The organism is Acinetobacter sp. A3, assembly GCF_012371415.1.
Taxonomy (GTDB): domain Bacteria; phylum Pseudomonadota; class Gammaproteobacteria; order Pseudomonadales; family Moraxellaceae; genus Acinetobacter.
In genome coordinates this window covers 203105-228160 of record NZ_JAAZQW010000001.1, presented here as the reverse complement: position 1 = coordinate 228160, position 25056 = coordinate 203105, and the positions used below count along the sequence as shown (strand labels likewise).

General features: G+C 42.9%; 23 protein-coding genes and 1 pseudogene. 15 read left to right on the top strand and 9 right to left on the bottom strand.

Annotated elements, in window-relative coordinates:
• Together HHA42_RS01080 and ligA are read left to right on the top strand one after the other, a co-directional pair.
• Positions 1-1074, top strand: coding sequence for a cell division protein ZipA C-terminal FtsZ-binding domain-containing protein (locus HHA42_RS01080; protein WP_168461227.1), 1074 nt, complete (start codon positions 1-3; stop codon positions 1072-1074).
• 177 nt (positions 1075-1251) lie between these two features.
• Positions 1252-3288, top strand: a complete 2037-nt coding sequence (gene ligA, locus HHA42_RS01075) for an NAD-dependent DNA ligase LigA (RefSeq protein WP_168525115.1) — start codon at positions 1252-1254, stop codon at positions 3286-3288.
• 87 nt (positions 3289-3375) lie between these two features.
• Here ligA and HHA42_RS01070 read toward each other — a convergent pair whose 3' ends face one another.
• Complete coding sequence (locus tag HHA42_RS01070; RefSeq protein ID WP_168525113.1) at positions 3376-4437, bottom strand: aldehyde reductase; 1062 nt, start codon at positions 4435-4437, stop codon at positions 3376-3378.
• A 324-nt stretch (positions 4438-4761) separates the two neighbouring features.
• Between HHA42_RS01070 and bfr the strand changes: the two genes are divergently transcribed.
• The 6 genes from bfr to bioD all read left to right on the top strand — a co-directional run bounded on the left by bfr (position 4762) and on the right by bioD (position 10094).
• A complete protein-coding gene (gene bfr, locus HHA42_RS01065) occupies positions 4762-5226 on the top strand; it encodes a bacterioferritin (RefSeq protein WP_168418812.1) in 465 nt (154 codons plus the stop codon).
• 130 nt (positions 5227-5356) lie between these two features.
• Entirely contained in the window at positions 5357-6088 is a 732-nt protein-coding gene (locus HHA42_RS01060) for a hydrolase (protein WP_168461220.1), read from the top strand.
• 98 nt (positions 6089-6186) lie between these two features.
• Positions 6187-7470: an adenosylmethionine--8-amino-7-oxononanoate transaminase gene (gene bioA, locus HHA42_RS01055; protein ID WP_168525149.1), complete on the top strand. Its 1284-nt coding sequence runs from the start codon at positions 6187-6189 to the stop codon at positions 7468-7470.
• The gene (locus tag HHA42_RS01050; RefSeq protein WP_168525111.1) at positions 7467-8624 is read left to right on the top strand and encodes an 8-amino-7-oxononanoate synthase; all 1158 of its coding nucleotides are present in this window, start codon (positions 7467-7469) and stop codon (positions 8622-8624) included. Before bioA ends, HHA42_RS01050 begins: the two co-directional genes overlap by 4 nt.
• 10 nt (positions 8625-8634) lie before the next feature.
• On the top strand, positions 8635-9441 hold the full coding sequence (bioC, locus tag HHA42_RS01045) for a malonyl-ACP O-methyltransferase BioC (RefSeq protein ID WP_168525109.1): 807 nt from the start codon (positions 8635-8637) through the stop codon (positions 9439-9441).
• On the top strand, positions 9438-10094 hold the full coding sequence (gene bioD, locus HHA42_RS01040; RefSeq protein WP_168525107.1) for a dethiobiotin synthase: 657 nt from the start codon (positions 9438-9440) through the stop codon (positions 10092-10094). Before bioC ends, bioD begins: the two co-directional genes overlap by 4 nt.
• A gap of 438 nt (positions 10095-10532) precedes the next feature.
• Here bioD and rluB read toward each other — a convergent pair.
• The 5 genes and pseudogenes from rluB to HHA42_RS01015 form a co-directional block, all read right to left on the bottom strand.
• Positions 10533-11405: pseudogene (gene rluB / locus HHA42_RS01035) on the bottom strand (23S rRNA pseudouridine(2605) synthase RluB); the annotation flags it as partial.
• A gap of 41 nt (positions 11406-11446) precedes the next feature.
• Positions 11447-12040 (bottom strand): SMC-Scp complex subunit ScpB, encoded by a 594-nt coding sequence (scpB, locus tag HHA42_RS01030; RefSeq protein ID WP_168525103.1) that lies wholly within the window; start codon positions 12038-12040, stop codon positions 11447-11449.
• Positions 12037-12831: a ScpA family protein gene (locus HHA42_RS01025; RefSeq protein ID WP_178319277.1), complete on the bottom strand. Its 795-nt coding sequence runs from the start codon at positions 12829-12831 to the stop codon at positions 12037-12039. Before HHA42_RS01025 ends, scpB begins: the two co-directional genes overlap by 4 nt.
• 232 nt (positions 12832-13063) lie before the next feature.
• Positions 13064-13681: an L-threonylcarbamoyladenylate synthase gene (locus HHA42_RS01020; RefSeq protein ID WP_168525101.1), complete on the bottom strand. Its 618-nt coding sequence runs from the start codon at positions 13679-13681 to the stop codon at positions 13064-13066.
• A gap of 91 nt (positions 13682-13772) precedes the next feature.
• A complete protein-coding gene (locus HHA42_RS01015) occupies positions 13773-14435 on the bottom strand; it encodes an elongation factor P hydroxylase (RefSeq protein ID WP_168525099.1) in 663 nt (220 codons plus the stop codon).
• A 98-nt stretch (positions 14436-14533) separates the two neighbouring features.
• On the opposite strand from HHA42_RS01015, the gene HHA42_RS01010 reads away from it, so the two are divergent.
• From HHA42_RS01010 to lysM, 6 genes are all read left to right on the top strand, one after another.
• Positions 14534-15091 carry a YceD family protein gene (locus HHA42_RS01010; protein WP_104853113.1) on the top strand — a complete coding sequence of 186 codons (558 nt, stop codon included), beginning with the start codon at positions 14534-14536 and terminating at the stop codon, positions 15089-15091.
• A 76-nt stretch (positions 15092-15167) separates the two neighbouring features.
• Complete coding sequence (gene rpmF / locus HHA42_RS01005; protein WP_000290730.1) at positions 15168-15353, top strand: 50S ribosomal protein L32; 186 nt, start codon at positions 15168-15170, stop codon at positions 15351-15353.
• Between the two features lie 204 nt (positions 15354-15557).
• Positions 15558-16544 carry an ACP S-malonyltransferase gene (fabD, locus tag HHA42_RS01000; protein ID WP_096902067.1) on the top strand — a complete coding sequence of 329 codons (987 nt, stop codon included), beginning with the start codon at positions 15558-15560 and terminating at the stop codon, positions 16542-16544.
• The gene (gene fabG, locus HHA42_RS00995) at positions 16541-17275 is read left to right on the top strand and encodes a 3-oxoacyl-ACP reductase FabG (RefSeq protein ID WP_168525097.1); all 735 of its coding nucleotides are present in this window, start codon (positions 16541-16543) and stop codon (positions 17273-17275) included. The genes fabD and fabG overlap by 4 nt, the downstream gene beginning before the upstream one ends.
• Positions 17276-17358: 83 nt before the next feature.
• A complete protein-coding gene (acpP, locus tag HHA42_RS00990; protein WP_001279871.1) occupies positions 17359-17595 on the top strand; it encodes an acyl carrier protein in 237 nt (78 codons plus the stop codon).
• Positions 17596-17842: 247 nt separating this feature from the next.
• Positions 17843-18316 (top strand): peptidoglycan-binding protein LysM, encoded by a 474-nt coding sequence (gene lysM / locus HHA42_RS00985; protein ID WP_168418821.1) that lies wholly within the window; start codon positions 17843-17845, stop codon positions 18314-18316.
• A gap of 49 nt (positions 18317-18365) precedes the next feature.
• Here the strand turns inward: lysM and HHA42_RS00980 are convergent, their stop codons facing one another.
• The 3 genes from HHA42_RS00980 to HHA42_RS00970 all read right to left on the bottom strand — a co-directional run bounded on the left by HHA42_RS00980 (position 18366) and on the right by HHA42_RS00970 (position 23720).
• Positions 18366-18833 carry a hypothetical protein gene (locus HHA42_RS00980; protein WP_168525094.1) on the bottom strand — a complete coding sequence of 156 codons (468 nt, stop codon included), beginning with the start codon at positions 18831-18833 and terminating at the stop codon, positions 18366-18368.
• 301 nt (positions 18834-19134) lie between these two features.
• Positions 19135-20418: a ribonucleotide-diphosphate reductase subunit beta gene (locus tag HHA42_RS00975; protein WP_168419341.1), complete on the bottom strand. Its 1284-nt coding sequence runs from the start codon at positions 20416-20418 to the stop codon at positions 19135-19137.
• Between the two features lie 470 nt (positions 20419-20888).
• Positions 20889-23720 (bottom strand): ribonucleoside-diphosphate reductase subunit alpha, encoded by a 2832-nt coding sequence (locus tag HHA42_RS00970; RefSeq protein ID WP_168525092.1) that lies wholly within the window; start codon positions 23718-23720, stop codon positions 20889-20891.
• A gap of 590 nt (positions 23721-24310) precedes the next feature.
• Here HHA42_RS00970 and bfmR point away from each other — a divergent pair.
• Positions 24311-25027 carry a response regulator transcription factor BfmR gene (gene bfmR / locus HHA42_RS00965; protein ID WP_168419339.1) on the top strand — a complete coding sequence of 239 codons (717 nt, stop codon included), beginning with the start codon at positions 24311-24313 and terminating at the stop codon, positions 25025-25027.
• Positions 25028-25056 lie beyond the last annotated feature (29 nt).

Genomic DNA, 25056 nt, shown 5'->3' with positions numbered 1-25056 from the left:
ATGGAAATCACCACAATCGTTGGAATTGTCATCGCTATTATTATCATGGCGTTTGGTTTAAAAATGATTCTGAAAAAACCAGCAGATTCAGCGCCGTCATTGGACTCTGAATTGCAGTTTAATGCAGATAGTCAAAAACCAATTATTCCACGGCATGTACGTGATCAATTGCAGAGCGACGCCACTCCAGTTCGGGTAGAACCGACTTTGACTGCAGATGCCGTTCATGAACCCCCAGTTTCTGCCAAGACTGAACCACAGGCATTTTCTGATGATACTGCAGATAAAAGTACTGAAGCGACTCAATCTACGGCAAATCTACAGACCGATGTGTCAGCTCAAGATGCCTCTGAAACGACTGCTCAGGTAACGACTGAAACAGCGCCAGTAACTGCCGATGTCGCTGAGCCAAGCACTGCAACAGTATCGACCACATCTAACACGACCGAATATTCATTGTCAGATGAAATTCAACAGGTAATCGCAGAAACTGAGCCAAACACCAGTGAACAGGCCAAAACATCAAATGAATACAGCCTGAATCAACACATTGAAACTGCGGAAATTTCAGAATTTAACGAAGAAAGCAGCATTTTAGATTCGCACTTGCATGAACAAAAAATCATGGATGAAGAAAGTGCTTTGGCCACAGCGGAATCTTTTATTGCGCTGAATGTATTCCCAGAGCGTCGCATACTTTCGGGTGATAAGGCCTTAAAAGTATTGATGAAATACGGTTTGCGTTTTGGTGAAATGTCATGTTTCCATCGTTATAACGAAGATGGCACTAAGCTATTATTCTCTGTGCTACAAATTAATGATGAAGGCGCAGATGGCTTTGATTTAGAAACGCTATCGACTGAACAGGTTAAAGGTTTGGCATTTTTCCTCGCTTTACCGCATAGCGATGTGCAAAATGCTTTTGACACCATGGTTAGTATTTCGGGACTGATTGCGCGTGAAATTGATGGTACGGTCTATGACCAAAACCATTTGGAATTTACCCCACAATTACGTGAGCACTGGCGTCATCAAGCGATTGATTATCGTGCGGGTCAGGCAAGTCATAGCTAACATGCTGCATTTGTGCGCAATGTAAGCATAATTGCGTAGAGTATTATTGATCAAAGTGATCTGAGATAAATTGCAACTTGTGGTAGGCATTTTTATAATGCTGTCAGCAAAATGGTAGCCTCGGCTACATAGAAACAGAAGGGCGGAACAAGACCGCCCTTTTTTATGGTGGAAAATATGTCTGTAGATTTAACTGTCGTGGCGCAAATGCGTCAATTGATTCAACTGCTTGCCAAGCACAATCATGCCTATTATGTGATGGATCAACCGACAATTACAGACAGTGAATATGATCAGCTTTTCCATCAGCTCAAAGCGCTAGAACAGCAATATCCAGATTTGGTGCAGCCTGATACCCCAACCAATAAAGTCGGTGGTACGCCTTTGGCGAAATTTACCAGTGTGACGCACACTGTACCGATGCTGTCTTTAGGCAATGTTTTTAATCAGGAAGAATTATTTGCCTTTGCACGACGTGTTGAAGAGCGCTTGCCTAACCAAACTATTGAATACGATGTTGAACTCAAATTTGATGGTCTGGCCATTTCGCTTTGGTACGAGCATGGGGTATTGGTGCGTGGTGTGACCCGTGGTGATGGCGAAACTGGAGAAGATATTACCCACAATGTCAAAACCATCCGTAATTTGCCTAAAGTCTTGAGTGCGGATGCAACTGCCATTCCTGAATTTTTGGAAGTGCGTGGCGAAGTGCTAATGCCAAAACTTGGCTTTGAAAAACTTAACGCTGCCAATACAGCCAAAGGTGAAAAAACTTTTGCCAATCCACGTAATGCGGCAGCGGGCAGTTTACGTCAGTTAGACCCGAATATTGCCGCATCGCGACCTTTGGCATTCTATGCTTATGGTATTGCGCAATGTGTACCGCATCATGGGCAAAGTACCATGTCAGACAGTTTAACGTGGTTGGAACAGTTTGGTTTTGAAATTGGCGAACGTCATTTTGTTTGCAAGAGCATTCAAGAGGTTCAAGCTGCTTATGAACAAATTAACCTTGAACGCCCGAATTTAAGCGTTGAAATTGATGGCATGGTGGTCAAGGTCAATGAGCTGAAACAGCAACAGCAATTGGGTTTTTTAAGTCGTGAACCACGTTGGGCAACTGCTTATAAATTCCCTGCCGTGGCGGCTTTAACTACTATTGAAAATATTGACTGGCAAGTAGGTCGTACTGGTACGCTAACTCCCGTAGCGCGTTTAAATCCAGTCGCAGTGGGTGGTGTGACAGTATCTAATGTGACCTTGCATAATATTGGTGAAATTCACCGTTTAGATGTGCGTTTAGGCGATACCGTTAGCGTTTACCGTAGTGGCGATGTGATTCCGAAAGTGGAAAAAGTCTGGCCAGAATTCCGCCCTACAGATGCACAGGAAGTCCATTTGCCAGAACAATGCCCAGTGTGTGATTCACCTGTGGTGATGCCTGAGGGTGAGGCACTGGTACGTTGCTCGGGTGGTTTGTATTGTGCCGCACAACGTATTGAGGCGATTCGTCATTTTGTCTCACGTAAAGCCATGGATATTGAAGGTTTGGGCGATCGTTGGGTCGAGTCCTTGCTGCACCTGAACTTACTGCAAAATGTGGCGGATATTTATCATTTGCATGAACACCGTGATGCCTTGCTCAGCATTGAAAAAATGGGTGAAAAGTCAGTTCAGAACCTGATTGACTCGATTGAAAATAGTAAAAAAACCACATTGGCAGCGTTTATATATGCTTTAGGGATTCGGGGGGTGGGTGAAACCACAGCACGCATGCTTGCCAATACTTTCCAGACTTTAGAGGCTTTGCGTGAAGCAGACCTAGAAGCATTAAAGAAAACTCCAGATGTGGGGGATATTACCGCAGAATGGATTTTAGATTTTTTCCAAGCACCGCATAATTTAGAAGTCTTGGACCGATTATTGGCAGCAGGCATTCATTGGGATGCTCCGATTGCACCAACACGTCAGCCGTTAAATGGTGAGAGCTGGGTGATTACGGGTACTTTAAGCCAAATGGGACGTGATGAGGCAACCCAACTATTGCAAGCGTTGGGTGCACGGGTCAGCGGCAGTGTGTCAGGCAAAACCAAATGTGTTGTGGCAGGTGAGAAAGCTGGCTCAAAGCTAGAAAAAGCTGAGAAGTTGGGTGTGCAAGTGATGAATGAAGCTGAGTTTATTCAGTTGATGCAAGAATATGGTGTGCTTGAATAAGCATCATCCATGCATATTTTATCTGCTTTAAAAACAAAGGCACTTCCATGATGAAGTGCCTTTGTTTTATTTAGAGAAGTTGACGATTTAGCGTTTTTTCACAATCCCGTCATCAATCAATTGCTGAAAGTGCTCTACCAAACTGGTTTCAATATTGCGGTAGTGCATGTTTAATTCACGCTGACTTTTTTCCGCATTAAAATAAATTGGGTAGCCCATATTCAGTTCCACAAATTTACGGGAAAAACCAAGTAAAGGACCAAAGGCTTTAAAGGCAAATTTAGGCAACTGATTACGTGGGAACGGATATTTACGGCCAAAATGCAGCGCTAAAATTTTGCCCATTTCCAGCAAGCTGAATGTACCACCACTAATAATATAGCGACCTTGCGCTGCAGGGTTAAAAGCGGCTTGAATGTGGGCATCGGCAACATCTCGTACATCTACAATACCATTCCACATGGCTGGCACACCTGCTAGCGTTAAGCCATTGGCAAATTGCAAGAGAACCTCCACGCTGCCCGATTGCGTGTTTTTGGTTAAGGATGGCCCGAGCACCAAAGCAGGGTTAATACAGACCAAATCCCAGCGTTGCTGTGCTTGTACCATTTCCCAAGCTTTACGTTCTGCTGCTACTTTTGAATAAGGATAAGGCTGATGTTCAGGACTACTGGTCGTATTCCAATGGCTTTCATCAAAACGGTTGTGTGCAGTCTTTAAAATATCAATCGCATCACCATAGGTTGCGGCAATACTAGAGGTGACCACCACACGCTTTACCGATGCAGTACGGTTAACACTGTTTAAAACATTTTCGGTGCCAATCACCGCAGGTTCAATAATGTCTTTTACTGCGTCTTTATAATTGGTGACCACAAAGGGTGAAGCCATGTGCAGCACAATTTCACAGCCCTGCATGGCGGCATCAAACGCACCATCTTCAAGTAAGTTGGCCTGAAATAATTGCAAGCTGCCAGTGCTGTTGGCTGCAATATCGGTCAGGTGCTGAAAACTGTGGGTTTTGTTGAGGTCACGGACTGTGGCATGCACTTGATGACCTTGCTCCAATAAGTTTTTAATCACCCAACTGGCAATATAGCCTGTTGCGCCTGTGACTAAAATGGGTGCAGAGGGATTTAGATTTGTCATTATTTTACGTAAGTGATGGAACTTGTGGCTATGATAATGCAGCTGGGTTTTAAAATCCGCTTTTCGGGTATTTTTCACAATACCTGAACGTCAAAATGAGTTTTCATTCTGTATTTACAAAATGATGCAAAATCATTGTGTTGTCATTTTTATTGCACCGTTTTTCCAAGCGTTTGTTTTATATATGGGAATTTTTAAACTAAATTGCAAATGCGTATGTTTCTCATTTTAATTTTATAAAAATCATAGGTTTACAATAATTAACTTTTGCAATTTAAACCGAATATGTCCATAATGACTAGATCAAGAAAGGGAGTGAAGAAAATGCGTGGCAATCCAGAAGTCGTAGACTATCTAAATATGTTGATCGGTGGCGAACTGGCTGCTCGCGATCAATACCTGATTCATTCGCGTATGTATGAAGATTGGGGCTTAAGCAAAATTTTTGAGCGCATTGACCATGAAATGCAGGAAGAAGCGCAACATGCAGATGCCTTGATTCGCCGTGTGTTATTCCTTGAAGGCACACCGAATATGCAACGTGATGATGTTGATGTGGGCGAAGATGTGGTGTCTTGCTTAAAAGCCGATTTAAAACTGGAATACGAAGTGCGTGAAAAATTGGCGCAAGGCGTAAAATTGTGTGAAGAAAAAGGCGACTATGTCAGCCGTGATATGTTGCGTCAGCAAATGAGCGACACCGAAGAAGACCACACTTACTGGTTAGAAAAACAATTACGTTTAATTGAGCTGATTGGTTTGCAAAACTACATTCAATCGCAAATGTGATGTAAACAAATACCCCAAAGCCCGATCTATTCAGATCGGGCTTTTTTATCTGTGTTTTAAATTGAACAAGCTATGATGGCTGAGCAGATTGGGTATACTGAAGCTATTTTTCAATTTGAGAGTAAGCAGCGTGCAACAACAAATTTTATTGATTACGGGCTGGGGCGGTGGCACTGCTTTATTGAACCCATTGCAGCAAGCTTTGATTGCACAAGGTTTTCGGGTTGAACTGATCAATATTTTTAACGCTGCCGATGCACAAGTGTTACAGCAACAGGTGGAATTGGCACGCCAGTTTGATGTGATTATGGGCTGGTCACTCGGCGGTCAATTGGCAACACTACTGGTCGATGCGATTGCCCATCAATATGCAGAATATAAAACCTTAATCACGATTGCGTCTAATCCGTGTTTTGTGGCACACGCAGGGTGGGATACCGCTATGCCTTCAGCGACTTTTGCTCAATTTAAACAATCTTTTGAACAAGACCCAATTCTGACGTTAAAGCGATTTGGTTTTATGGTGTGTCAGGGTGTCAGCAGCAGTAAAACCGATTTGCTGCAATTGCAAAGTTTGGTGCAGGCACAGCCTCAATCTTTACTCAAACACGGTTTGGCTTTACTGGAAAACCTAAACTTGGTGAATAAGCTACAACAGTATGTAGGTCAGCAGTACCATATTTTTGCCGAGCAAGATGTTTTAGTTGATTGCAAAGTTGCTACTAAACTTCAAAATTTAGCTGCAAAGTTCTTAAGTGTAGATGTTATATCAGGCTCGCATGGGCTGCCATTGTTCCATGCAGATGAGCTGACTAGCAAAATCTGCCAATATTTACAGAAAAATCCGTCAACTCAGGGATAAGTGACAAATCTCGCAATTTATTTTGCAGGCAGACAGGTTTAAGATTTACGACAGCTTAGTTTTGTAATTTCAAGGATGAGGACAGGATGACAGAACAGATGGATTTGGCTTTTGATCGTGAACATCTTTGGCATCCTTATACCTCTATGACTCAGCCGCTGCCGACTTTCAAAGTAAAGCGGGCATTTGGCAGCACCATTGAACTTGAAGATGGTCGTCAATTGATTGATGGTATGTCATCGTGGTGGTGCGCGATTCATGGTTATAATCATCCTGAACTGAACCGTGCTGTCACAGAACAACTCGACAACATGGCACATATCATGTTTGGTGGTTTAACTCACAGCCCAGCCATTGAACTTGGGCGTTTGTTACTGCAAATCACGCCACCAAGTTTAGATAAAATTTTTTATGCAGATTCAGGTTCAGTTGCGGTAGAAGTCGCCTTGAAAATGGCCGTGCAATATTGGACTGCACAAGGCAAGCCTGAAAAAACCAACTTTATTACCACTCGTTCTGGCTATCATGGCGATACATGGAATGCCATGTCAGTCTGTGACCCTGTCACAGGGATGCATCAGGTTTTTGGCTCAAGTCTGGCACAGCGTTATTTTGTTTCCACACCGCAAGTCGCATTTGATCAAGAGTGGAATCCTGACGATATTGCAGAGCTGGCGCAAAGTTTGGCAGACCAGCATCACAATATTGCTGCCATGATTATTGAGCCAATTGTGCAAGGTGCAGGCGGTATGCGCTTTTATCATCCCGAATATTTGCGTCAGGCTAAATTGCTCTGCGAACAATATAATGTTCTGCTAATTTTTGATGAAATTGCTACAGGGTTTGGGCGTACAGGCAAGCTCTTTGCCTGGGAACATGCACAGGTCGAACCCGATATTATGTGCATAGGCAAAGGACTGACAGGCGGTTATATGACTTTGTCTGCAACCTTGGCCACAAAACAGGTGGCAGAAACGATTTCGCAAGGTGAAGCAGGTGTGTTTATGCACGGCCCGACCTTTATGGGCAATCCATTGGCCTGTGCGGTTGCGCTAAAAAGCACTCAATTATTATTGTCACAAGACTGGCAAGCCAATATTCAACGTATTCAGCAGCAACTTGAACAGCATTTAACGCCATTAGCGAATTTGGCATGGGTGCAGGATGTGCGGGTGCTCGGTGCTATTGGTGTCGTGGAGTTGAAACATGCGGTAGATATGCAACGTCTACAACAACAATTCGTGCAACGTGGTATTTGGGTACGTCCATTTGGAAAATTGGTATATGTGATGCCACCGTATGTGATTACAGCACAAGAGTTGGATACGTTGTTGCAGCAGCTGGTAGCCGTAGTGTGTGAAATGCAGGAAGCAGACGCATGAATTTACTTGACCACTACGCAGAACAGCTCGATCAACTTCGTCAGCAAGGTAATTTTCGTCAATTTCGCAGTAATCAGCAACACGGCAAAATGATTGAAATTCAGCAACAACACATGCTGAACTTATCTTCCAATGATTATTTGGGTTTGGCCTCTGACTTGCGCTTGCGTGAACAGTTTTTTGATGAAACGCCAAATACTGAACGCTTGATGAGTGCATCTTCATCACGTTTGTTAACAGGAAATTTCCCTGCCTATGAACAGCTTGAAGCCGAGCTGAGTCAATTATTTCATGGACGTGCCGCCTTGCTGTTTAACAGCGGTTATCACATGAATATTGGTATCTTACCCGCCTTAGCAGATGCAAAAACGCTCATTTTGGCCGATAAACTGGTACATGCCAGCATGATTGATGGGATTCGCTTGTCATCTGCCAAATATTTGCGTTATCGCCATAATGATTTGGCACATTTGCAGCAATTGCTCAGCCAATATCATGCCGATGATAATTATGAACGCATTATTGTGGTGACCGAATCCATTTTTAGTATGGATGGCGATGAAACTGATTTAGCCGCTTTAGTGGCGCTTAAACAGCAATTTGCCAAAGTCATGTTATATGTAGATGAAGCACACGCCATTGGCGTACGTGGCGTGCAAGGTTTAGGTTGTGCTGAACAATATGGCGTGATTGATGCAATTGATTTTCTGGTCGGGACTTTTGGTAAAGCCGTTGCTTCGATTGGGGGATATTTGATTTGTGATCCGATTATCCGTGATTACTTAATTAATCGGATGCGTCCACTAATTTTCAGTACCGCACAACCACCTGTTTGTATGGCATGGACACAATTCATGCTCAAGCACATTGTGCAAATACAGGCACAGCGTCAGCATTTGGCTGCCTTGAGCCAATATATGCAGCAGGGGATTCGTGCACAAGGCTTTGCGTGTCCATCTAGCTCACAAATTGTTCCTGTGATTATCGGCGACTCCAGTGCAACCGTAACTAAAGCTCAACAATTACAGGCCGCAGGTTTTTATGTGATGCCTGTGCGCCCACCCACCGTACCGCAAGGCAGTTCACGTTTGCGCATTTGTTTAAATACGCAATTTGAAACAACAGACTTAGCGCCGTTGCTGAGCATGCTTTGAGTATCTTGGCATGAGTATAGATAAAGCACAGGTCGCACAGCGTTTTGCCCGGGCACATGCAAGTTATAAATCGCATGCGGTGGTACAGCAGCAAATTTGTCAGCATTTAATCACTAAAATGCAGCAATGTTTTGTGCAGCACTCAAGTCATACACAGCCTTGCACAGCACTATCGCATGTACTTGAAATCGGTTGTGGTTCAGGCAATTTGACTGACTTGTTGTTAAGCAAGTTTGATATTCAGCAGCTGACTTTAAATGACTTATATACTGAAGTTTTACAGCCTTATCTGCACTTGCCGCATACAACAACACACATTCACGGTTTAATTGGCGATATTGAACAGTTGGCTTTTCCTGAGTCGTTGGATTTAATTTGTTCCAGTTCAGCCCTGCAATGGGTTGAAGACCTAGCTGCTTTACTACACAAGGCCCATCAAGCGTTAATACCACATGGATATTTGTGCTTTTCGACATTTGGCCCTCAAAACTTGATGGAAATGAAGCAACTAACAGGGCAGGGCTTAGACTATTTCAGTGCAGTTGAGTTTCAACAACTGCTGCAACAGCAAGGCTTTGAAGTGCTACATTGTTCAGAGCAATTACAGCAACTGAATTTTCAGCATCCCAAACAAGTTTTACAGCATTTAAAAGCCACAGGGGTGACAGGCACCGCGCAAGGTCAGCGTTGGAGCAAAGCCAGTTTAATGCATTTTTATCAGGGCTATGAACAATTTAGTCAGCAGCATCCCACCCTGCCAAAAAGCTATACATTGACCTATCATCCTATTTATTGTCTTGCACGGAGAATGCCATGACCGCCCAAGTGTACTTTGTCAGTGGTATAGACACAGGTATTGGTAAAACTTATGCCACAGGCTATTTGGCCAAGACCATGAATGCACAAGGCATCCGTACCATCACTCAAAAATTGATTCAAACGGGCAATCAGCATATTTCTGAAGATATTGAGCAGCACCGTAAAATTATGGGCAGTGAATGGTTACCTGAAGATGATGACAAGCTGACCATGCCTGAAATTTTTAGCTATCCTGCTTCACCGCATTTGGCGACACAAATTGATGGTCGAGAGATTGATTTTGCCAAAATTGCAGCAGCAACTGAACAATTGGCAGCCAAGTATGATGCGGTGTTATTAGAAGGTGCAGGTGGTTTAATGGTGCCGCTGACCACAGATTTACTCACCATCGACTATATTGAGCAAAAACAATATCCTGTTATTTTGGTGAGTTCTGGGCGTTTGGGTAGTATCAACCACACTTTGCTCAGTTTGGAAGCTTTAAAAACACGTGGTTTGAACTTGTATGCACTGGCCTATAACTTAAATGATGAATTGCAAGACCCTTTAATTTCGCAGGATACTGCCAAGTATTTAAAAAATTATTTGGCTCATAGCTTCCCGAATGCACAGTGGATTGAGATTCCTGTATTAGCAGCTGCTGAATTTTGATTTGAAAAGCTTTAAACAGCAGTCTGAATGTACTTCAGTCCAAAATGCAAAAAGCCACTGTGAAAGTGGCTTTTTGTTGCGTATTAAGTTTTCAGTTTTGATATTGAAAGCTTAAAACTTTTTAAAGCTTTTATTGCCAAACGGTTTACGTGGTGCATTTTCGTCACGGCGTTCACGGTTGCCATAACTGTTACCGTCTTGGCGCTGCTCACGATTGCCGTAGCTGTTACCGTCTTGGCGACGTTCACGGTTGCCGTAGCTATTACCTTCTTGACGATAGTCACGGTTACCGTAGCTATTGCCATCCTGACGGCGTTCACGCTGACCATATTGGTTGCCTTCACGACGTTCACGGTTGCCATAGCTGTTACCATCCTGACGTGGTTCACGGTTTGCATAGCTATTGCCATCTTGACGACGTTCACGCGGTGCTACAAAACCTGTATTTTGCGCAGCTTCTTCGGTGTCACGGCGTTGCTGACGCAAGAAACCACCACGACGTGCTGCTAATGGTTTTTCCTGCATACGTTCATTGCGGCGTTTTGCCATGCCGTACAAACCTGTGCCTTGACGTGGTTTAAGTTCTACCGCTTTGGCAAGGTTGTCGATGTCATTTTTATCTAATTCCATCCAGCGACCTGTACGCAATTCACGCGGTAAAATCACGGTACCGTAACGAGTACGTAATAAGCGGCTGACTTTCAAACCTTGTGATTCAAAAATACGGCGAACCTCACGGTTACGACCTTCTTTAACCACCACTTGATACCAACGGTTAATACCATCACCGCCAATTTCAGAGAAAGATTCAAACTTGGCAGGGCCGTCATCTAGCACGACACCGCGCAGCATGTTGTTTTTCAGTTGTGGCGTCACTTCACCCATAACACGAACCGCATATTCGCGTTCAATTTCGTTAGATGGGTGCATTAAACGGTTGGCGAGTTCACCGTCATTGGTAAATAACAATAAGCCTGTCGAGTTAATATCCAGACGACCAACCATCACCCAGCGATCATTTGCAATTGCAGGTAGGTTGTCAAATACAGTTGGGCGCTGTTCTGGGTCATTGCGTGAGCAAATTTCGCCTTCTGGTTTGTAATAAATCAGAACACGACGACGAATTTCATTTTCAATTTGGAACTGAACTTTACGACCATCGATGCGAAGCTCATCGCCTGGTTCGATTCGTTCACCCACTTGGGCAACTTGGCCGTTGACACTCACACGACCAGCGGCAATGACTTCTTCCATATAACGGCGAGAACCCAAGCCTACTCGTGCGAGTACCTTTTGCAACTTTTCACTCATGACAGCACAACCTTAGAAATGATCATCAACAGTTTACCTATTCAAGACACAGACGCAGATGCATCGAGTGCCATGAAAGCTTCCTTGGCATCCTGTAGGGGAGGCAATTGGCTTAAGGAGTTCAAGCCAAACGCATTTAAAAATTGGGGCGTTGTAACTAACAACGCAGGTCTTCCTGGGAGTTCTCGAAAGCCAGATTCCTTAATCCAGTTCCAGTCAAACAATGTACGTAAAATTTGACTATTGTTTGATACTCCGCGAATTTGTTCAATATCTGCACGGGTCACAGGCTGGTGGTAGGCAATCACGGCCAATATTTCCAGCATAGAGGGTGAAAGTCTAGTCGGACGTTCAGGCCACACCTGTGTAATAATTGTACGATACTTTGCCCGTACCTGAAAACGAAAACCTTGAGCGGTTTCGATCAGTTCAATCGAGCGACCATGTTGTAGCATGGCAAGTTGTTGTAAAAACTGACGTAATTGTGTTTTGCTATATTTATCCTGAAAGGCTTCTTTTAGGCGCGCCAAAGACACTGCGCTATCACTGGCAAAAATAATAGCTTCAAGTTGCATTAGCAATTCATGCTGTTGCTCACCTTCAGACAGGTTTGAAACAATCTGTTCTGAGTTCATGCCTGCGCCCCTTGAATACTCAATGGTGCTTCAATACCACTGCTCACAATGCATACCTTCTGCTGGCGAGTCAGTTCTAAAATAGCCATAAACGTCACCACCATACCCATTCGCCCCTGACTTGGCTTGAGTAGCGCATCAAAACTGAGAATTTCACCCGAGGCGAGTTTAGCTTCAATAAACGCAATTCGTTCTTCGAGCAAAACAGGTTCTTGCAAAATTTGATGGGTCACAGGTTCAGGACGGTTAAAAATGCAGAACAACGCATCACGTAATTGATCGGCCGCATAGCCGACATTATTCACAGCAGTGTGTCCTAAGCCAACATTGGTGGCAAAGGTATCACGTTCTAAAACTGGCATTTGCCCAAGGCGTTCCGCCGCTTGCTTGACTCTTAAATATGTTTCTAGGCGGTCAATCAGCTCTTGTTTCGGGTCTTTCTCAATTGCACTGGCGCTTGGTGCTTTTGGCAATAACAGCCGTGATTTTAAGTCGGCCAATAGTGCAGCCATCACCATATAGTCAGCAGTGAGCTCAATATTCAGTGATTTCATAGCATCCATATACGACAGATATTGCGATGCAATAGGGGCAATATCTAACTGGAGTAAATCGAAGCCATTTTTTTGAATCAGGTAAATCAGAAAGTCGAGTGGTCCTTCGAAATGCTCTAACAGAATTTCAAATGCTGCAGGAGGAATATATAAATCCTCTGGAATCGACTCTTGCCATTCATCTAACACACGAATGTGTTGGGCAGGTTCCATCGCATTGTGGAGGGATTGATTCATTACAGTATTGGGCCACGCGAATTTTCAAAAGCATGCAAACGCTATTTCCGCTTTAGATAGGAGGAGCGGTAGAGAAATAGCACAAAATTAATAGCGGCTAGTCTAAAGGATATCGTGGTTGAAATAAATCTGTTCTACAACCAAATGTCAAAAAAAGCCAAAAATAAATAGGGGTATTTTCTAGGGTGATGATGTCACGAAAATAATAAATACAATGTGAATCAAGGAGTGCTTATTCAAAAGCACTCACATCACCCACACCACGACGCACAATTTGCGGGCTGTCACCCGACAAGTCCACAATACTGGTGGTGCTGAGTGTGCCTAAGCCACCATCAATCAGTACGTCTATGCGTTTACTGAGCTGTAAATCAATCTCGTAAGGATCATCTAATGGGTCTTCCTGACCTGGTAAAATAAGGGTGCTGGTCAGTAAAGGTTCACCCAGCTCTTTCAGTAGCATGCGGCAAATTGGGTTGCTTGGAATACGCAAACCAATAGTTTTTTTATTCGGATGCATTAAGCGACGTGGCACTTCACTGGTCGCAGGCAAAATAAAGGTCGTTACCGCTGGGGTATTGTTTTTTAGTAGACGATACATGGCATTGTCTACTTTGGCGTAGGTGGCAATATCCGATAAATCGGCACAAATAATGGCGTACTGGTGTTTGGCACCTAAACCACGAATTTGTGAAATGCGCTCCATCGCATTTTTGTTACCAATCTGGCAACCAATTGCATAGGCAGCATCGGTTGGATAAACCACCACATCGCCCGCGCGTATGCGTTCAACCGCTTGGCTGATGAGACGCGGCTGCGGATTTTCAGGATGTACTCTTAAATGCAACATATGAATTCCCTCAGTGCGTAATTGTGTTCGTCGCTTCATTATGAAAGGGGAAGGACGTCACTTGCAATCATTGCCCCATGCTTTATTGCATTTAATCTAGATTTTTACGTTCAAATTCTTCAATTTGTAATGTTTTGCCACCTCGGGTGCAGTAACAAATACATTCAATCAAGCGTTTTGCATCGCGTGGTAATTTAGCTTCGCCATTAAAATAACGCTGCACTTGTGCAAAGACATTGTCTTTAAAAGTGCTGCCATCTCCACCTTCACCCGTCAGGTTGTCTAAAGACACACGGAATTTACGGCCAAATGCTTGAGCAAACAGCCATTCTATCGCCTGCGGCTTTATTTCGACTTGTTCAAACAAGGCTTGTTGTTCTTGAGTGCGACCATCGGGGGCATACCAATAGCCTAAATCAGGCAATAGGCGGCGTTGTTCACCTGCAATGGTCCAGTGGCTAATTTCATGTAGTGCACTATTAAAGAAGCCATGCGCAAATTGAATTCGTGCAGGTTGGTCTGGCGTAGCAGGAAAGTACTCAGGTTCAAAGTCACCTTTGACCAAGTTCACATTTAGGTGGGAAAACCAGTGATTAAAGTGTAAGATGAGCCAGTCCACCTGTTCCGCTTCTGTATTCAGTTTGGCCCAGTCCGAGAGTTGCACTTGGGGGGGCGAAGTGTCAGAATTGGTGGTTGGAAGTGTGCTCACAAGTGATGAAAAATTCACTTCTGTTTGCGGCTGCAACAGATGCATGACTGTGTTACCCAAAATTGGTCTGTCTAAATAAGTACAAAATTGTATCTTAATCTTTGACAGAGTACTGATGAATTTGTAGAATTGCCGCCTTAATTATGTCAGCAAATACCTTTCCGGCACAGATTGAGCCGTTTAAATGGGCTGAACAGGGCTTTACATGGTCAGGTAACCTGCCATTGTCTCGCTTTGCTCGTATCGCCCGTGAAGCTGTTGGATCAATTGATGATCAATTGGTTAACATAGACTGTAAGCTATCAATGGATGCGTATCATCGCATTGCATGGCTAGATGGTCATATTGAAACGAAAGTTCCAATGGAATGCCAGCGTTGCTTGGGTTCTGTAGAAATAGACCTCGTTTCAGATTTTCATCTAGCTCTTGTGGATGATGAGTCACTGATAGAGCGCTTGGATGAGGATGCTGATTTCATTGTATTAGGTGAAAGTGAAGCCACCAGCAAAGGCGATTATGACTCGCCAGCGACGGCTAATTTACTGACACTTATAGAAGATGAATTGTTATTGTTGTTGCCTTTATCTCCTAAGCATGATGCTTGCGAGCATAAGCATCAACCTGCCATTCAGAACATTGCTGAAGAAAAACGTGATAATCCGTTTGATGTTTTGGCAAGTTTGAAAGGTAAACTTAACTGAAAATTATGTTATAATTTCCAGTTAAGACAACTCAATTTGTTCTGATCCATTTTTTCGATCTTTGTAAGGAGCCATCATGGCCGTTCAGCAAAACCGTAAAAGTCGCTCTCGCCGTGACATGCGCCGTTCACATGACGCTTTAACCGAGAATGCATTAACTGTAGACCAAGCTACTGGTGAAACTCATCGTCGTCACCACGTAACTAAAGATGGTTTCTACCGTGGTCGTCAATTATTCGCTAAAGCAGCAGATGCTGAATAATTGGTGATGTATTAAGCGTCAAGCTTAGTAGAAAAAATGGGAGCGTAAGCTCCCTTTTTTTGTGCCCGATTTTTGTTGTATTTGGCAATTACTAAAAGCAAAATTAAGTGTTAAATTTTCGCTCCATAACTGAGCTTACATGAGAAGGTGTGGATTGTAGCTGCTAAAAACTACAATTTGCGCATCTTAATTAAAGGATTTTTTATGTCTGCTAAACGACTCGAGCAAGCAGCTCAAGCCACTAAAACTGCATTTGTCTTTCCTGGTCAAGGCTCACAAAAAGCCGGTATGTTGGCTGAGCTTGCAGAACAGTTTAGCGGTGTGCGCGAAACATTTGCAGAAGCCTCTGAAGCAATTGGCTTTGACTTATGGCACATTGCACAAAGTGGTGAAGGTTTAGACCAAACAGAATTTACTCAGCCGGTATTACTCACTGCAAGTATCGCATTATGGCGTGTGTGGTTAGAGCTGGGTGGTGTTGCACCAAAATACTTGGCAGGGCACTCATTAGGCGAATACAGCGCATTGGTTGCAGCAGGCAGCCTAAGCTTGGGCGATGCAGTCAAATTGGTGAACTTACGTGGTAAGTTAATGCAAAATGCTGTACCACAAGGTCAGGGCGCTATGGCGGCTATTTTGGGTCTTGAAGATGCCAAAGTGCTAGAGCTATGCGAACAAGTCAATGTACAAGGTCGTGGCTCTGTAGAAGCAGCCAACTACAACGCACAAGGCCAAGTCGTGATTGCAGGCGATAAAACTTTAGTCGAAGCTGTAATGGCATTGGCCAAAGAAAATGGTGGTAAAGCCATTGCCCTGCCTGTGTCTGTACCTTCGCATTGTTCATTGATGAAACCTGCGGCAGAACAGTTTGCACAAGCTTTGGAACAAACTGCCATTGAGCTACCGCGTATTCCTGTAATACAAAATGTCAACGCTGGAATCGCGGCAGATGTTGCGCAATTAGGTCAGGCACTTACTGCGCAATTGTATCAATCGGTGCAGTGGACACAAACTATGCAATACCTACAAGATCAAGGTATTGAATATATCGTGGAATGTGGGCCAGGCAACGTATTGGCGAATCTTGCGAAGCGTTTACCGAATATCGAAAAAGCATTCCCACTCGACACACAAAGTCGTATGGAAGATGCGCTAAATGCCATTTTGGTGGCAGAAGGGAAAATTGCATGACACAAGAACGTAAAGTTGCATTAGTCACAGGTGCAAGCCGAGGGATTGGTGCAGCCATCGCTCAGCAACTTATTCAAGACGGTTTTTTTGTGGTAGGTACTGCCACTTCTGAAGTGGGCGCAGAAAAATTATCGGCAAGTTTTGCAGAAAACGGTGCAGGTAAAGTTTTAGATGTTCGTGATGGTGCTGCCATTGATGCCTTAGTTTCTGACATTGAACAAAGCTATGGTTCAGTTTTGGTATTGGTTAACAATGCGGGCATCACCAAAGATAATTTGTTACTGCGTATGTCAGAAGATGACTGGGATGACATTCTCAATATCCACCTGAAAGCAGTTTACCGTTTATCTAAACGTGTCTTGAAAGGCATGACCAAAGCACGTTTTGGACGCATTATTAATATTAGTTCTGTGGTGGCACATTTTGCGAACCCAGGACAAGCCAACTATTCTGCGGCAAAAGCTGGTATTGAGGCATTCAGCCGAAGCCTTGCTAAAGAAATGGGCAGTCGTCAAATTACAGTAAACTCGGTTGCGCCGGGCTTTATTGCAACTGAAATGACAGATCAGTTAAGTGAAGAAATTCGCAAAAAAATGAGTGAGCAAGTGGCATTAAACCGTTTAGGTGATCCACAAGATATCGCAAATGCAGTGAGTTTCTTGGCTTCTGACAAAGCTGGTTACATCACTGGTACAGTGTTACACGTAAATGGTGGTTTATACATGAGCTAAGCTCAAGTATAAACTTTCAAAATTTTATAGATTCAATTAAACTAACGGCATTAAAAACGCCACAAGCAATGAGGAGAATTCCTGTGAGCGATATCGAACAACGCGTTAAACAAGCGGTTGCAGAACAACTTGGTCTTAAAGCTGAAGAAATCAAAAACGAAGCATCTTTTATGGATGACTTAGGTGCTGACTCTTTAGACTTAGTAGAGCTTGTAATGTCTTTCGAAAACGATTTTGACATCACAATCCCAGACGAAGATTCTAACGAAATCACAACAGTTCAATCAGCAATTGACTACGTAACTAAAAAACTTGGTTAATTGTTGATTTCAGCACTGCTGAAATGAAAGCCACCGCAAGGTGGCTTTTTTATGTGCTGGAGTTTTTAAAATGAAACATGAAAAACGGCTTGTTTTTGAATATGTGATGCAGTTTACATTTTGTTACCAAGCTAATGTCTAATCACAACCGAAGTGGCTTATTTTTTAGTTATAAATAAATGAGAACATCGTGCTCATGCAAATGAGTGACGCTTTATAACAGCAGAAAAGAAAATAGGAGCACCTCATGGGTCTTTTTGATTTTGTAAAAGGGATTGGTAAGAAAAACACAGCACCTGCAGAGCCACAAGCTGCACCAAGCACACCAGCAGAACCTTCTGCACAAGAAATTGCCAATAAACTTTTGGGGCATGTAAAAAGCTTAGGTTTGCCAATTACAGGTTTATCGGTCAGCTATAACGCAACGACAGACTTAGCTACAGTGCGTGGACAGGTAAATAGTCAGGCAGATCGTGAAAAAATTGTTCTTGCCGTAGGTAATATTGACCACGTTGCACAAGTAGATGATCAACTCACTGTTGCAACACCAGAACCAGAAAGCAAGTTCTATACTGTAAAATCAGGCGATACTTTGTCTAAAATTTCTAAAGAATTTTATGGCGATGCCAACCAGTACAACAAAATCTTTGAAGCTAACCGCCCATTGCTGAAAAATGCCGATGACATTTTCCCAGGGCAAGTGTTGCGTATTCCTGCTTAAAACTAGGCAATCTAAAAAAAGGCGCAATATGCGCTTTTTTTGTGGGGAGTTATTGATCCATCCAAATACTAAATAAAAACAGTGAAAAACCCAAGACTAAAAATAATTTGGCAGATGCTTGAACAAGGGTAAACACGGTGGAATCTTTAGGTTGTGGATTCAGTAAATGGTCTTCTGAATTGTAAACATGCACAACTCTTGCGCCTGCGGCATAACCAACTTCTGATATTGCCCGAATTTCTAAATGGCTGAGTGGATGATCAAGTGGTTCTTTGACTTGTAACAATAGAATAGATGCAGGCTGATACCACGGACGTTGGGCTTGTTTTAACAAAGTCTTTAGGGTGAGTACAGTTGCATCAAAATCTGCAATAAGCGTTTGTGGATGCTCATGCTCCAAATGGGAGTGTACAGTTGTGATTATATTTTGCTGCGGATGTTCAAGCAGATGCATGTGTTTGCTGTATAGGTGTACCCACACCACTCTAGGGTGTTGTTTTAAATGATGATCTAGCATATTTGTAACCCCCACCTATAAATATTCGTTATTTTAACAGCACAATTTTTGTATGCTTATAGCTTTTTATGCCTAATGATATGGATTAACTAAATTTTTCTAATCGCTCTAGTGATGAGCGCCTTATCATTATCTAAATGTCGTTTTTAAAGTGCTTATTTGGTTTTATATAAAACACTTAGGTTTTTCAAATAAAAGCCGATGTTTGGTTAGTTGTATTTATTATTTTGGACTATAGCAATTAGAGTGATAAATTGAAAAAATCATCCTGCAAAGCTTGCAGGATGATTTTTATAATAAATTACCAGCTTAACGCACCGCCAGTCTGATAGTCCGTCACACGCGTTTCAAAGAAGTTCTTCTCTTTACGCAAGTCCATCATTTCAGACATCCATTGGAATGGGTTGTTTACGCCAGCAAACTGTTCAGGTAAACCCAACTGGCTTAAACGACGGTTACAGATGAATTTCAAGTATTCTTCCATCATGCCTGCGTTCATGCCCAATACGCCACGTGGCATCGTGTCACGTGCATATTCAATTTCAAGCATAGTACCTTCAAGAATCATTTGAATTACTTCTTGCTGGAATTCTGCTGTCCATAGATGAGGGTTTTCAATCTTGATTTGGTTAATCATGTCGATACCAAAGTTCAAGTGCATAGATTCATCACGTAAAATGTACTGGAATTGCTCTGCAACACCATTCATTTTGTTACGACGACCCATCGATAAGATTTGGCTAAAACCGCAATAGAAGAAAATACCTTCAAGTACACAATAGAATGCGATCAGGTTGCGCAGCAAAATTTGGTCGTTTTCAGGTGTACCAGTTTTGAAAGTTGGATCACTTAAAGATTGCGTGTATTTCAAGCCCCATGCCGCTTTACGTGCAACCGATGGTACTTCACGGTACATGTTGAAGACTTCGCCTTCGTCCATACCCAAAGACTCGATACAGTATTGGTAGGCATGAGTGTGAATTGCTTCTTCAAATGCTTGACGCAAAATGTATTGGCGGCATTCTGGGTTGGTGATATGGCGATAAATAGCCAATACCAAGTTGTTTGCAACCAATGAGTCTGCAGTAGAGAAGAAACCGAGTGAACGCATTACAATAGTGCGCTCATCTTCAGTTAAGCCATTTTCAGACTTCCACAACGCAATGTCGTGGTTCATGTTCACTTCTTGTGGCATCCAGTGGTTTGCACAACCATCTAGATATTTTTGCCATGCCCATTCGTATTTGAAAGGTACAAGCTGGTTTAAGTCTGCACGACAGTTGATCATGGCTTTATCATCAACCTGTACGCGTGACGCACCCATTTCCAGCTCTTCAAGACCTGGAGCTACATCCAGTTGTTCTAGAGCGTTAGATGCTCTTGCCAACGGATCGGTTGAATCTGTTGTTCCACTTCTAACGGTTGCAGCGGGTTGTGCAGTTGCCACAGGCGTCTGTGGTTGCTCTGCATCAGATACCATCTGCGGATCATGCGCTTTTTGCGGCTCGACGGGCGCAGGCTTGTGTTCAGGAGCAGCCGGTTTTTGCGAATCATCTTCGAAATCGTCCCAACTTAGGATAGACATATCAATTCTCTCTTCGTTGCTTTATATCTTTTATGGACATCCAGCCACGCTGAGATGTCTTACTATACGCTTAATTTGTGAAAGCAAAATTAAGTTTTGCTCATCTTGGTCTGAAAAATGTACATTCCGACCAATGTGCTCACGACTTATTTTGCTTTCGCTGTTGTTTTGCCGCTTGTACCCAAAAGTAAGCAATTGGTGCGTAAAACAACACTACAAAGGAAACCAGCAAGACCGCGAGTCCTAACATATAGTTGTGGGTCATGTGTGGCATGTAGTGGTTTCCTTATTAATTTAACAATCCATTTTCTTGTACTAAATCCATGCATGATTAATCATGCATGGATAAAATATGTTTACTATTTCTCATCGCCTTTGATAGCAACTATTAAGGCGGTAAATACTGCCATGAATAATACTATCAATAATAAAATTACAATAAGTAGTACAAGAAAATATGGAATAGTCATTTATTGACAAGCCTCACAATCAGGGTTGTCAATGCTGCATGCTTGTGGCACTGGCGCTGCATTTGCAAAGCCGTCTTCCTCTGCAGGAACTTCAGGTTTAATTTCCTGCGCTACCGCTGCAACAGGTGCTGCCGTAACAGTTGCAGGTTTTACTGCGTTCAATGCACCTGTGTTGATGGTCGATTTTTCTGCAGAAGTCGCACCCAATGCACGTAGGTAATAGGTGGTTTTCAGACCACGTAACCATGCCATTTTGTAAGTCAAGTCAAGTTTCTTACCGTTTGCACCTGCAATATACAAGTTCAATGATTGCGCCTGATCAATCCATTTTTGACGACGTGATGCTGCATCTACAATCCAGCGTGGCTCAACCTCAAACGCAGTCGCGAAGATTGCTTTCAATTCTTCAGGAATACGTGAAATTTTTTGTACTGAACCTTCAAAGTGTTTCAGGTCGTTAACCATCACAGAATCCCACAAATCACGCTCTTTTAATGCACGAACAAGATAAGGGTTGATTACCGTAAACTCACCAGATAAATTCGATTTCACATATAAGTTCTGGAATGTCGGCTCAATAGACTGAGAAACGCCACAAATATTTGAAATAGTTGCTGTCGGTGCAATAGCCATTACGTTTGAGTTACGCATACCATCTTTTTGAACTTTGGCACGTAGGCTGTCCCAATCTAAACGCTGAGTACGGTCAACTTCAAACATACGTTCAGGACGTGATTTCGCTACGATGTCTAAAGAGTCGATTGGTAGGATGCCTTGATCCCACAATGAACCTTTAAATGTTTCGTAAGTGCCACGTTCAACTGCCAAGTCACTTGAAGTTTGAATTGCGTAGTAGCTAATTACTTCCATAGACTCATCGGCAAAATCAACCGCAGCATCTGAACCATAAGCCAAGTTCATTTCATATAGCGCATCTTGGAAGCCCATGATGCCCATACCCACAGGGCGATGCTTCAAGTTTGAATTTTTCGCTTGTGGCACTGCGTAGTAGTTGATGTCGATGACGTTGTCGAGCATACGTACCGCAGTTTTAATGGTGCGTGCTAGTTTTTCACGATCTAACACACCGCCTTGAACGTGTTGCACAAGGTTGATTGAACCTAGGTTACATACTGCAATTTCATCTTGGTTTGTGTTTAGGGTGATTTCTGTACACAAGTTAGATGAGTGCACTACACCAACGTGTTGTTGTGGTGAACGTAGGTTACATACGTCTTTGAACGTGATCCATGGGTGACCAGTTTCAAACAGCATAGATAACATTTTGCGCCATAAGTCTTTAGCACGCAGTTTCTTATGCAGCATGTTGGTTTCTTTGGCAATGCTTTCGTAATACGCATAACGCTCGGCAAAGGCTTCGCCTGTTAAGTCGTGCAAGTCTGGCGTTTCAGATGGTGTGAACAGTGTCCATTCAGCATCTTCAAAAACACGTTGCATGAACAAGTCTGGTACCCAGTTTGCTGTATTCATGTCATGGGTACGACGACGGTCATCCCCCGTGTTTTTACGTAGTTCTAGGAATTCTTCGATGTCTAAGTGCCAAGTTTCTAAGTAAGCACATACTGCACCTTTACGCTTACCACCTTGGTTGACCGCAACCGCAGTATCGTTCGCCACTTTTAAGAATGGCACAACACCTTGAGATTTACCGTTAGTACCTTTGATGTATGAGTTCAAGGCACGAACTGGTGTCCAGTCATTGCCTAAACCACCTGCCCATTTAGACAGCATTGCGTTATCTCGCATTGCGCCATAAATGTTGTAAAGGTCATCAGAAATGGTAGTCAAGTAACAGCTCGATAACTGTGGACGTAGCGTGCCTGAGTTAAACAGGGTAGGTGTAGACGCCATATAGTCGAAGCTAGACAATAAGTTATAGAACTCGATTGCACGTGCTTCACGGTCATCTTCATTGAGCGCTAGACCCATCGACACACGCATGAAGAACAATTGTGGAAGTTCAAAGCGTACGCCATCTGAGTGAATGAAGTAACGGTCAAATAAAGTTTGCAGACCTAAATAGGTAAACTGGTTTGAGCGCTCAGGCTGAATTGCAGCTGCAAGTTTAGCAAGGTCAAACTCAAGCAAGTCTGCAGAAAGCAAATCAAGTGCTACACCTTTTTTCAGGAAGGTTTCTAAAGCGTCGCCTTCTGGAGTGTCTACAGATAAGCCCAAGAATTCTAACCCTGTTGCCACCAAGTCATTACGCAATAAACGCGCAGTCACATAAGTATAGTTTGGTTCTTGTTCAATACGGGTACGGGTCGCCATCATCATGGTGGTAGAGATGTCTGACTCTTTTACGCCGTTGTAAAGATTTTTTACGGTTTCATCAATGATGGCATCTACATCAATGCCTTCTAAACCTTCAGCAGCTTTATTTACTGTCGCTTTTAACGCACCTAAGTCGAGTGGTTTAAGCTGACCGTTGGCATCGGTCACTTGTAAGGTTGGGTGATGATTTTCACCAGCTTGCTTACGTGCTTCAGAGCGTTGTTCACGGTAGATGACATAAGCACGGGCAACTTTTTGTTCGCCAGTACGCATCAGCGCAAGTTCAACTTGGTCTTGAATTTCTTCAATGTGAATAGTTCCGCCAGACGGTAAACGGCGATTGAACGTGTTCAGCACCATTTCTGTCAGTTGTTCGATACGATCATGAATACGGCTTGAGTCTGCGCTTTGTTGACCTTCTACAGCCAAAAACGCTTTGCCAATTGCAACTGCAATTTTTTCAGCATCGAAAGCGGCAACATCACCAGTGCGTTTAATCACTTGTAATTGACCGGGGGTTGATGTGATTACGCTCATGTCAGCATAGCTCCATTGTCATCTATTGTTATGTTTATGGACCATTTAAACTGGGCAAAATTTAGGCCACAGTGTTTGAGGAATAAACACAAGACTTAGTGGTTTAAAATTGAATTGAACACAAGATACGGGAAAATTGAGGGTAGATCAATATTGACTTTTTTTTTAAATTTTGACTTTTTCTGAATTAAAATTTATCTCAAAAATACCGAATTTTGTCCTATTGGCTATAAGCCTTATCAGACAAGGGCATAGCATAACAAAGCTCGGAAAAACTGCTTATAGATAACCTTGTGGATAACTTGAAAAGTTAAGAGATAATTTTTCCAAATCAAGCAAGGGCTTGATCTAGTGCAAAAAATACCCATTTTGTAACTTAATATTTCTTAAAAGTGCCCAAAAATCACTAAAAATAGAAAAATACTATAAATTCAATGCTTAATAAAAATATAACAAAATAATACGCAGATGTATCAGTTTGGTGAATGGCATCTTGTTTACAATGTAAACGTGTGTATATTGCAAATTATACAAAGACCTATCTGTCAGATTTTAAAAGTGATAGGTCGAATCCAATAAAGGGACAGGTTATGAGTCAAGAAGAAAAGTTACCAAAAATTTTAATTGTTGAAGATGATGAACGCCTTGCACGTCTTACGCAGGAATACTTAATTCGCAATGGTTTGGAAGTTGGGGTAGAGCCAGATGGCAACCGTGCCATTCGCCGTATTATTGCAGAGCAACCCGACCTTGTGGTGCTAGATGTGATGTTACCAGGCGCAGATGGTTTAACCATTTGTCGTGAAGTTCGTCCACATTATCATCAACCAATTTTAATGCTTACGGCTCGTACCGAAGACATGGATCAGGTGCTTGGTCTGGAAATGGGTGCAGATGACTATGTCGCAAAACCTGTTCAACCACGTGTGTTATTGGCGCGTATTCGTGCTTTATTACGCCGTACCGATAAAGTCACTGAAGATGAAGTGGCACAGCGTATTGAGTTTGACGACTTGGTGATTGATAACGGTGGTCGTTCAGTCACACTGAATGGTGATTTGGTTGATTTCACCAGCGCAGAATATGACCTGTTATGGTTGTTGGCGTCGAATGCGGGACGTATTTTGTCTCGTGAAGATATTTTCGAGCGTCTGCGTGGCATTGAATATGATGGTCAAGACCGTTCAATTGACGTGCGTATTTCACGTATTCGTCCAAAAATTGGCGATGATCCTGAGAACCCTAAACGTATTAAAACTGTACGCAGTAAAGGTTATTTATTTGTCAAAGAAACCAATGGCATGTAATTTACGTTTCACTGAGTCAGACCCTGACT

Bases quoted from the DNA above. Each gene is read 5' to 3' on its own strand.
- HHA42_RS01080 (WP_168461227.1), top strand. From the start codon at position 1: ATGGAAATCACCACAATCGTTGGAATTGTCATCGCTATTATTATCATG.
- ligA (WP_168525115.1), top strand. From the start codon at position 1,252: ATGTCTGTAGATTTAACTGTCGTGGCGCAAATGCGTCAATTGATTCAA.
- HHA42_RS01070 (WP_168525113.1), bottom strand. From the start codon at position 4,437: ATGACAAATCTAAATCCCTCTGCACCCATTTTAGTCACAGGCGCAACA.
- bfr (WP_168418812.1), top strand. From the start codon at position 4,762: ATGCGTGGCAATCCAGAAGTCGTAGACTATCTAAATATGTTGATCGGT.
- bioA (WP_168525149.1), top strand. From the start codon at position 6,187: ATGGATTTGGCTTTTGATCGTGAACATCTTTGGCATCCTTATACCTCT.
- HHA42_RS01050 (WP_168525111.1), top strand. From the start codon at position 7,467: ATGAATTTACTTGACCACTACGCAGAACAGCTCGATCAACTTCGTCAG.
- bioC (WP_168525109.1), top strand. From the start codon at position 8,635: ATGAGTATAGATAAAGCACAGGTCGCACAGCGTTTTGCCCGGGCACAT.
- bioD (WP_168525107.1), top strand. From the start codon at position 9,438: ATGACCGCCCAAGTGTACTTTGTCAGTGGTATAGACACAGGTATTGGT.
- scpB (WP_168525103.1), bottom strand. From the start codon at position 12,040: ATGAACTCAGAACAGATTGTTTCAAACCTGTCTGAAGGTGAGCAACAG.
- HHA42_RS01025 (WP_178319277.1), bottom strand. From the start codon at position 12,831: ATGAATCAATCCCTCCACAATGCGATGGAACCTGCCCAACACATTCGT.
- HHA42_RS01020 (WP_168525101.1), bottom strand. From the start codon at position 13,681: ATGTTGCATTTAAGAGTACATCCTGAAAATCCGCAGCCGCGTCTCATC.
- HHA42_RS01015 (WP_168525099.1), bottom strand. From the start codon at position 14,435: ATGCATCTGTTGCAGCCGCAAACAGAAGTGAATTTTTCATCACTTGTG.
- HHA42_RS01010 (WP_104853113.1), top strand. From the start codon at position 14,534: ATGTCAGCAAATACCTTTCCGGCACAGATTGAGCCGTTTAAATGGGCT.
- rpmF (WP_000290730.1), top strand. From the start codon at position 15,168: ATGGCCGTTCAGCAAAACCGTAAAAGTCGCTCTCGCCGTGACATGCGC.
- fabD (WP_096902067.1), top strand. From the start codon at position 15,558: ATGTCTGCTAAACGACTCGAGCAAGCAGCTCAAGCCACTAAAACTGCA.
- fabG (WP_168525097.1), top strand. From the start codon at position 16,541: ATGACACAAGAACGTAAAGTTGCATTAGTCACAGGTGCAAGCCGAGGG.
- lysM (WP_168418821.1), top strand. From the start codon at position 17,843: ATGGGTCTTTTTGATTTTGTAAAAGGGATTGGTAAGAAAAACACAGCA.
- HHA42_RS00980 (WP_168525094.1), bottom strand. From the start codon at position 18,833: ATGCTAGATCATCATTTAAAACAACACCCTAGAGTGGTGTGGGTACAC.
- HHA42_RS00975 (WP_168419341.1), bottom strand. From the start codon at position 20,418: ATGTCTATCCTAAGTTGGGACGATTTCGAAGATGATTCGCAAAAACCG.
- HHA42_RS00970 (WP_168525092.1), bottom strand. From the start codon at position 23,720: ATGAGCGTAATCACATCAACCCCCGGTCAATTACAAGTGATTAAACGC.
- bfmR (WP_168419339.1), top strand. From the start codon at position 24,311: ATGAGTCAAGAAGAAAAGTTACCAAAAATTTTAATTGTTGAAGATGAT.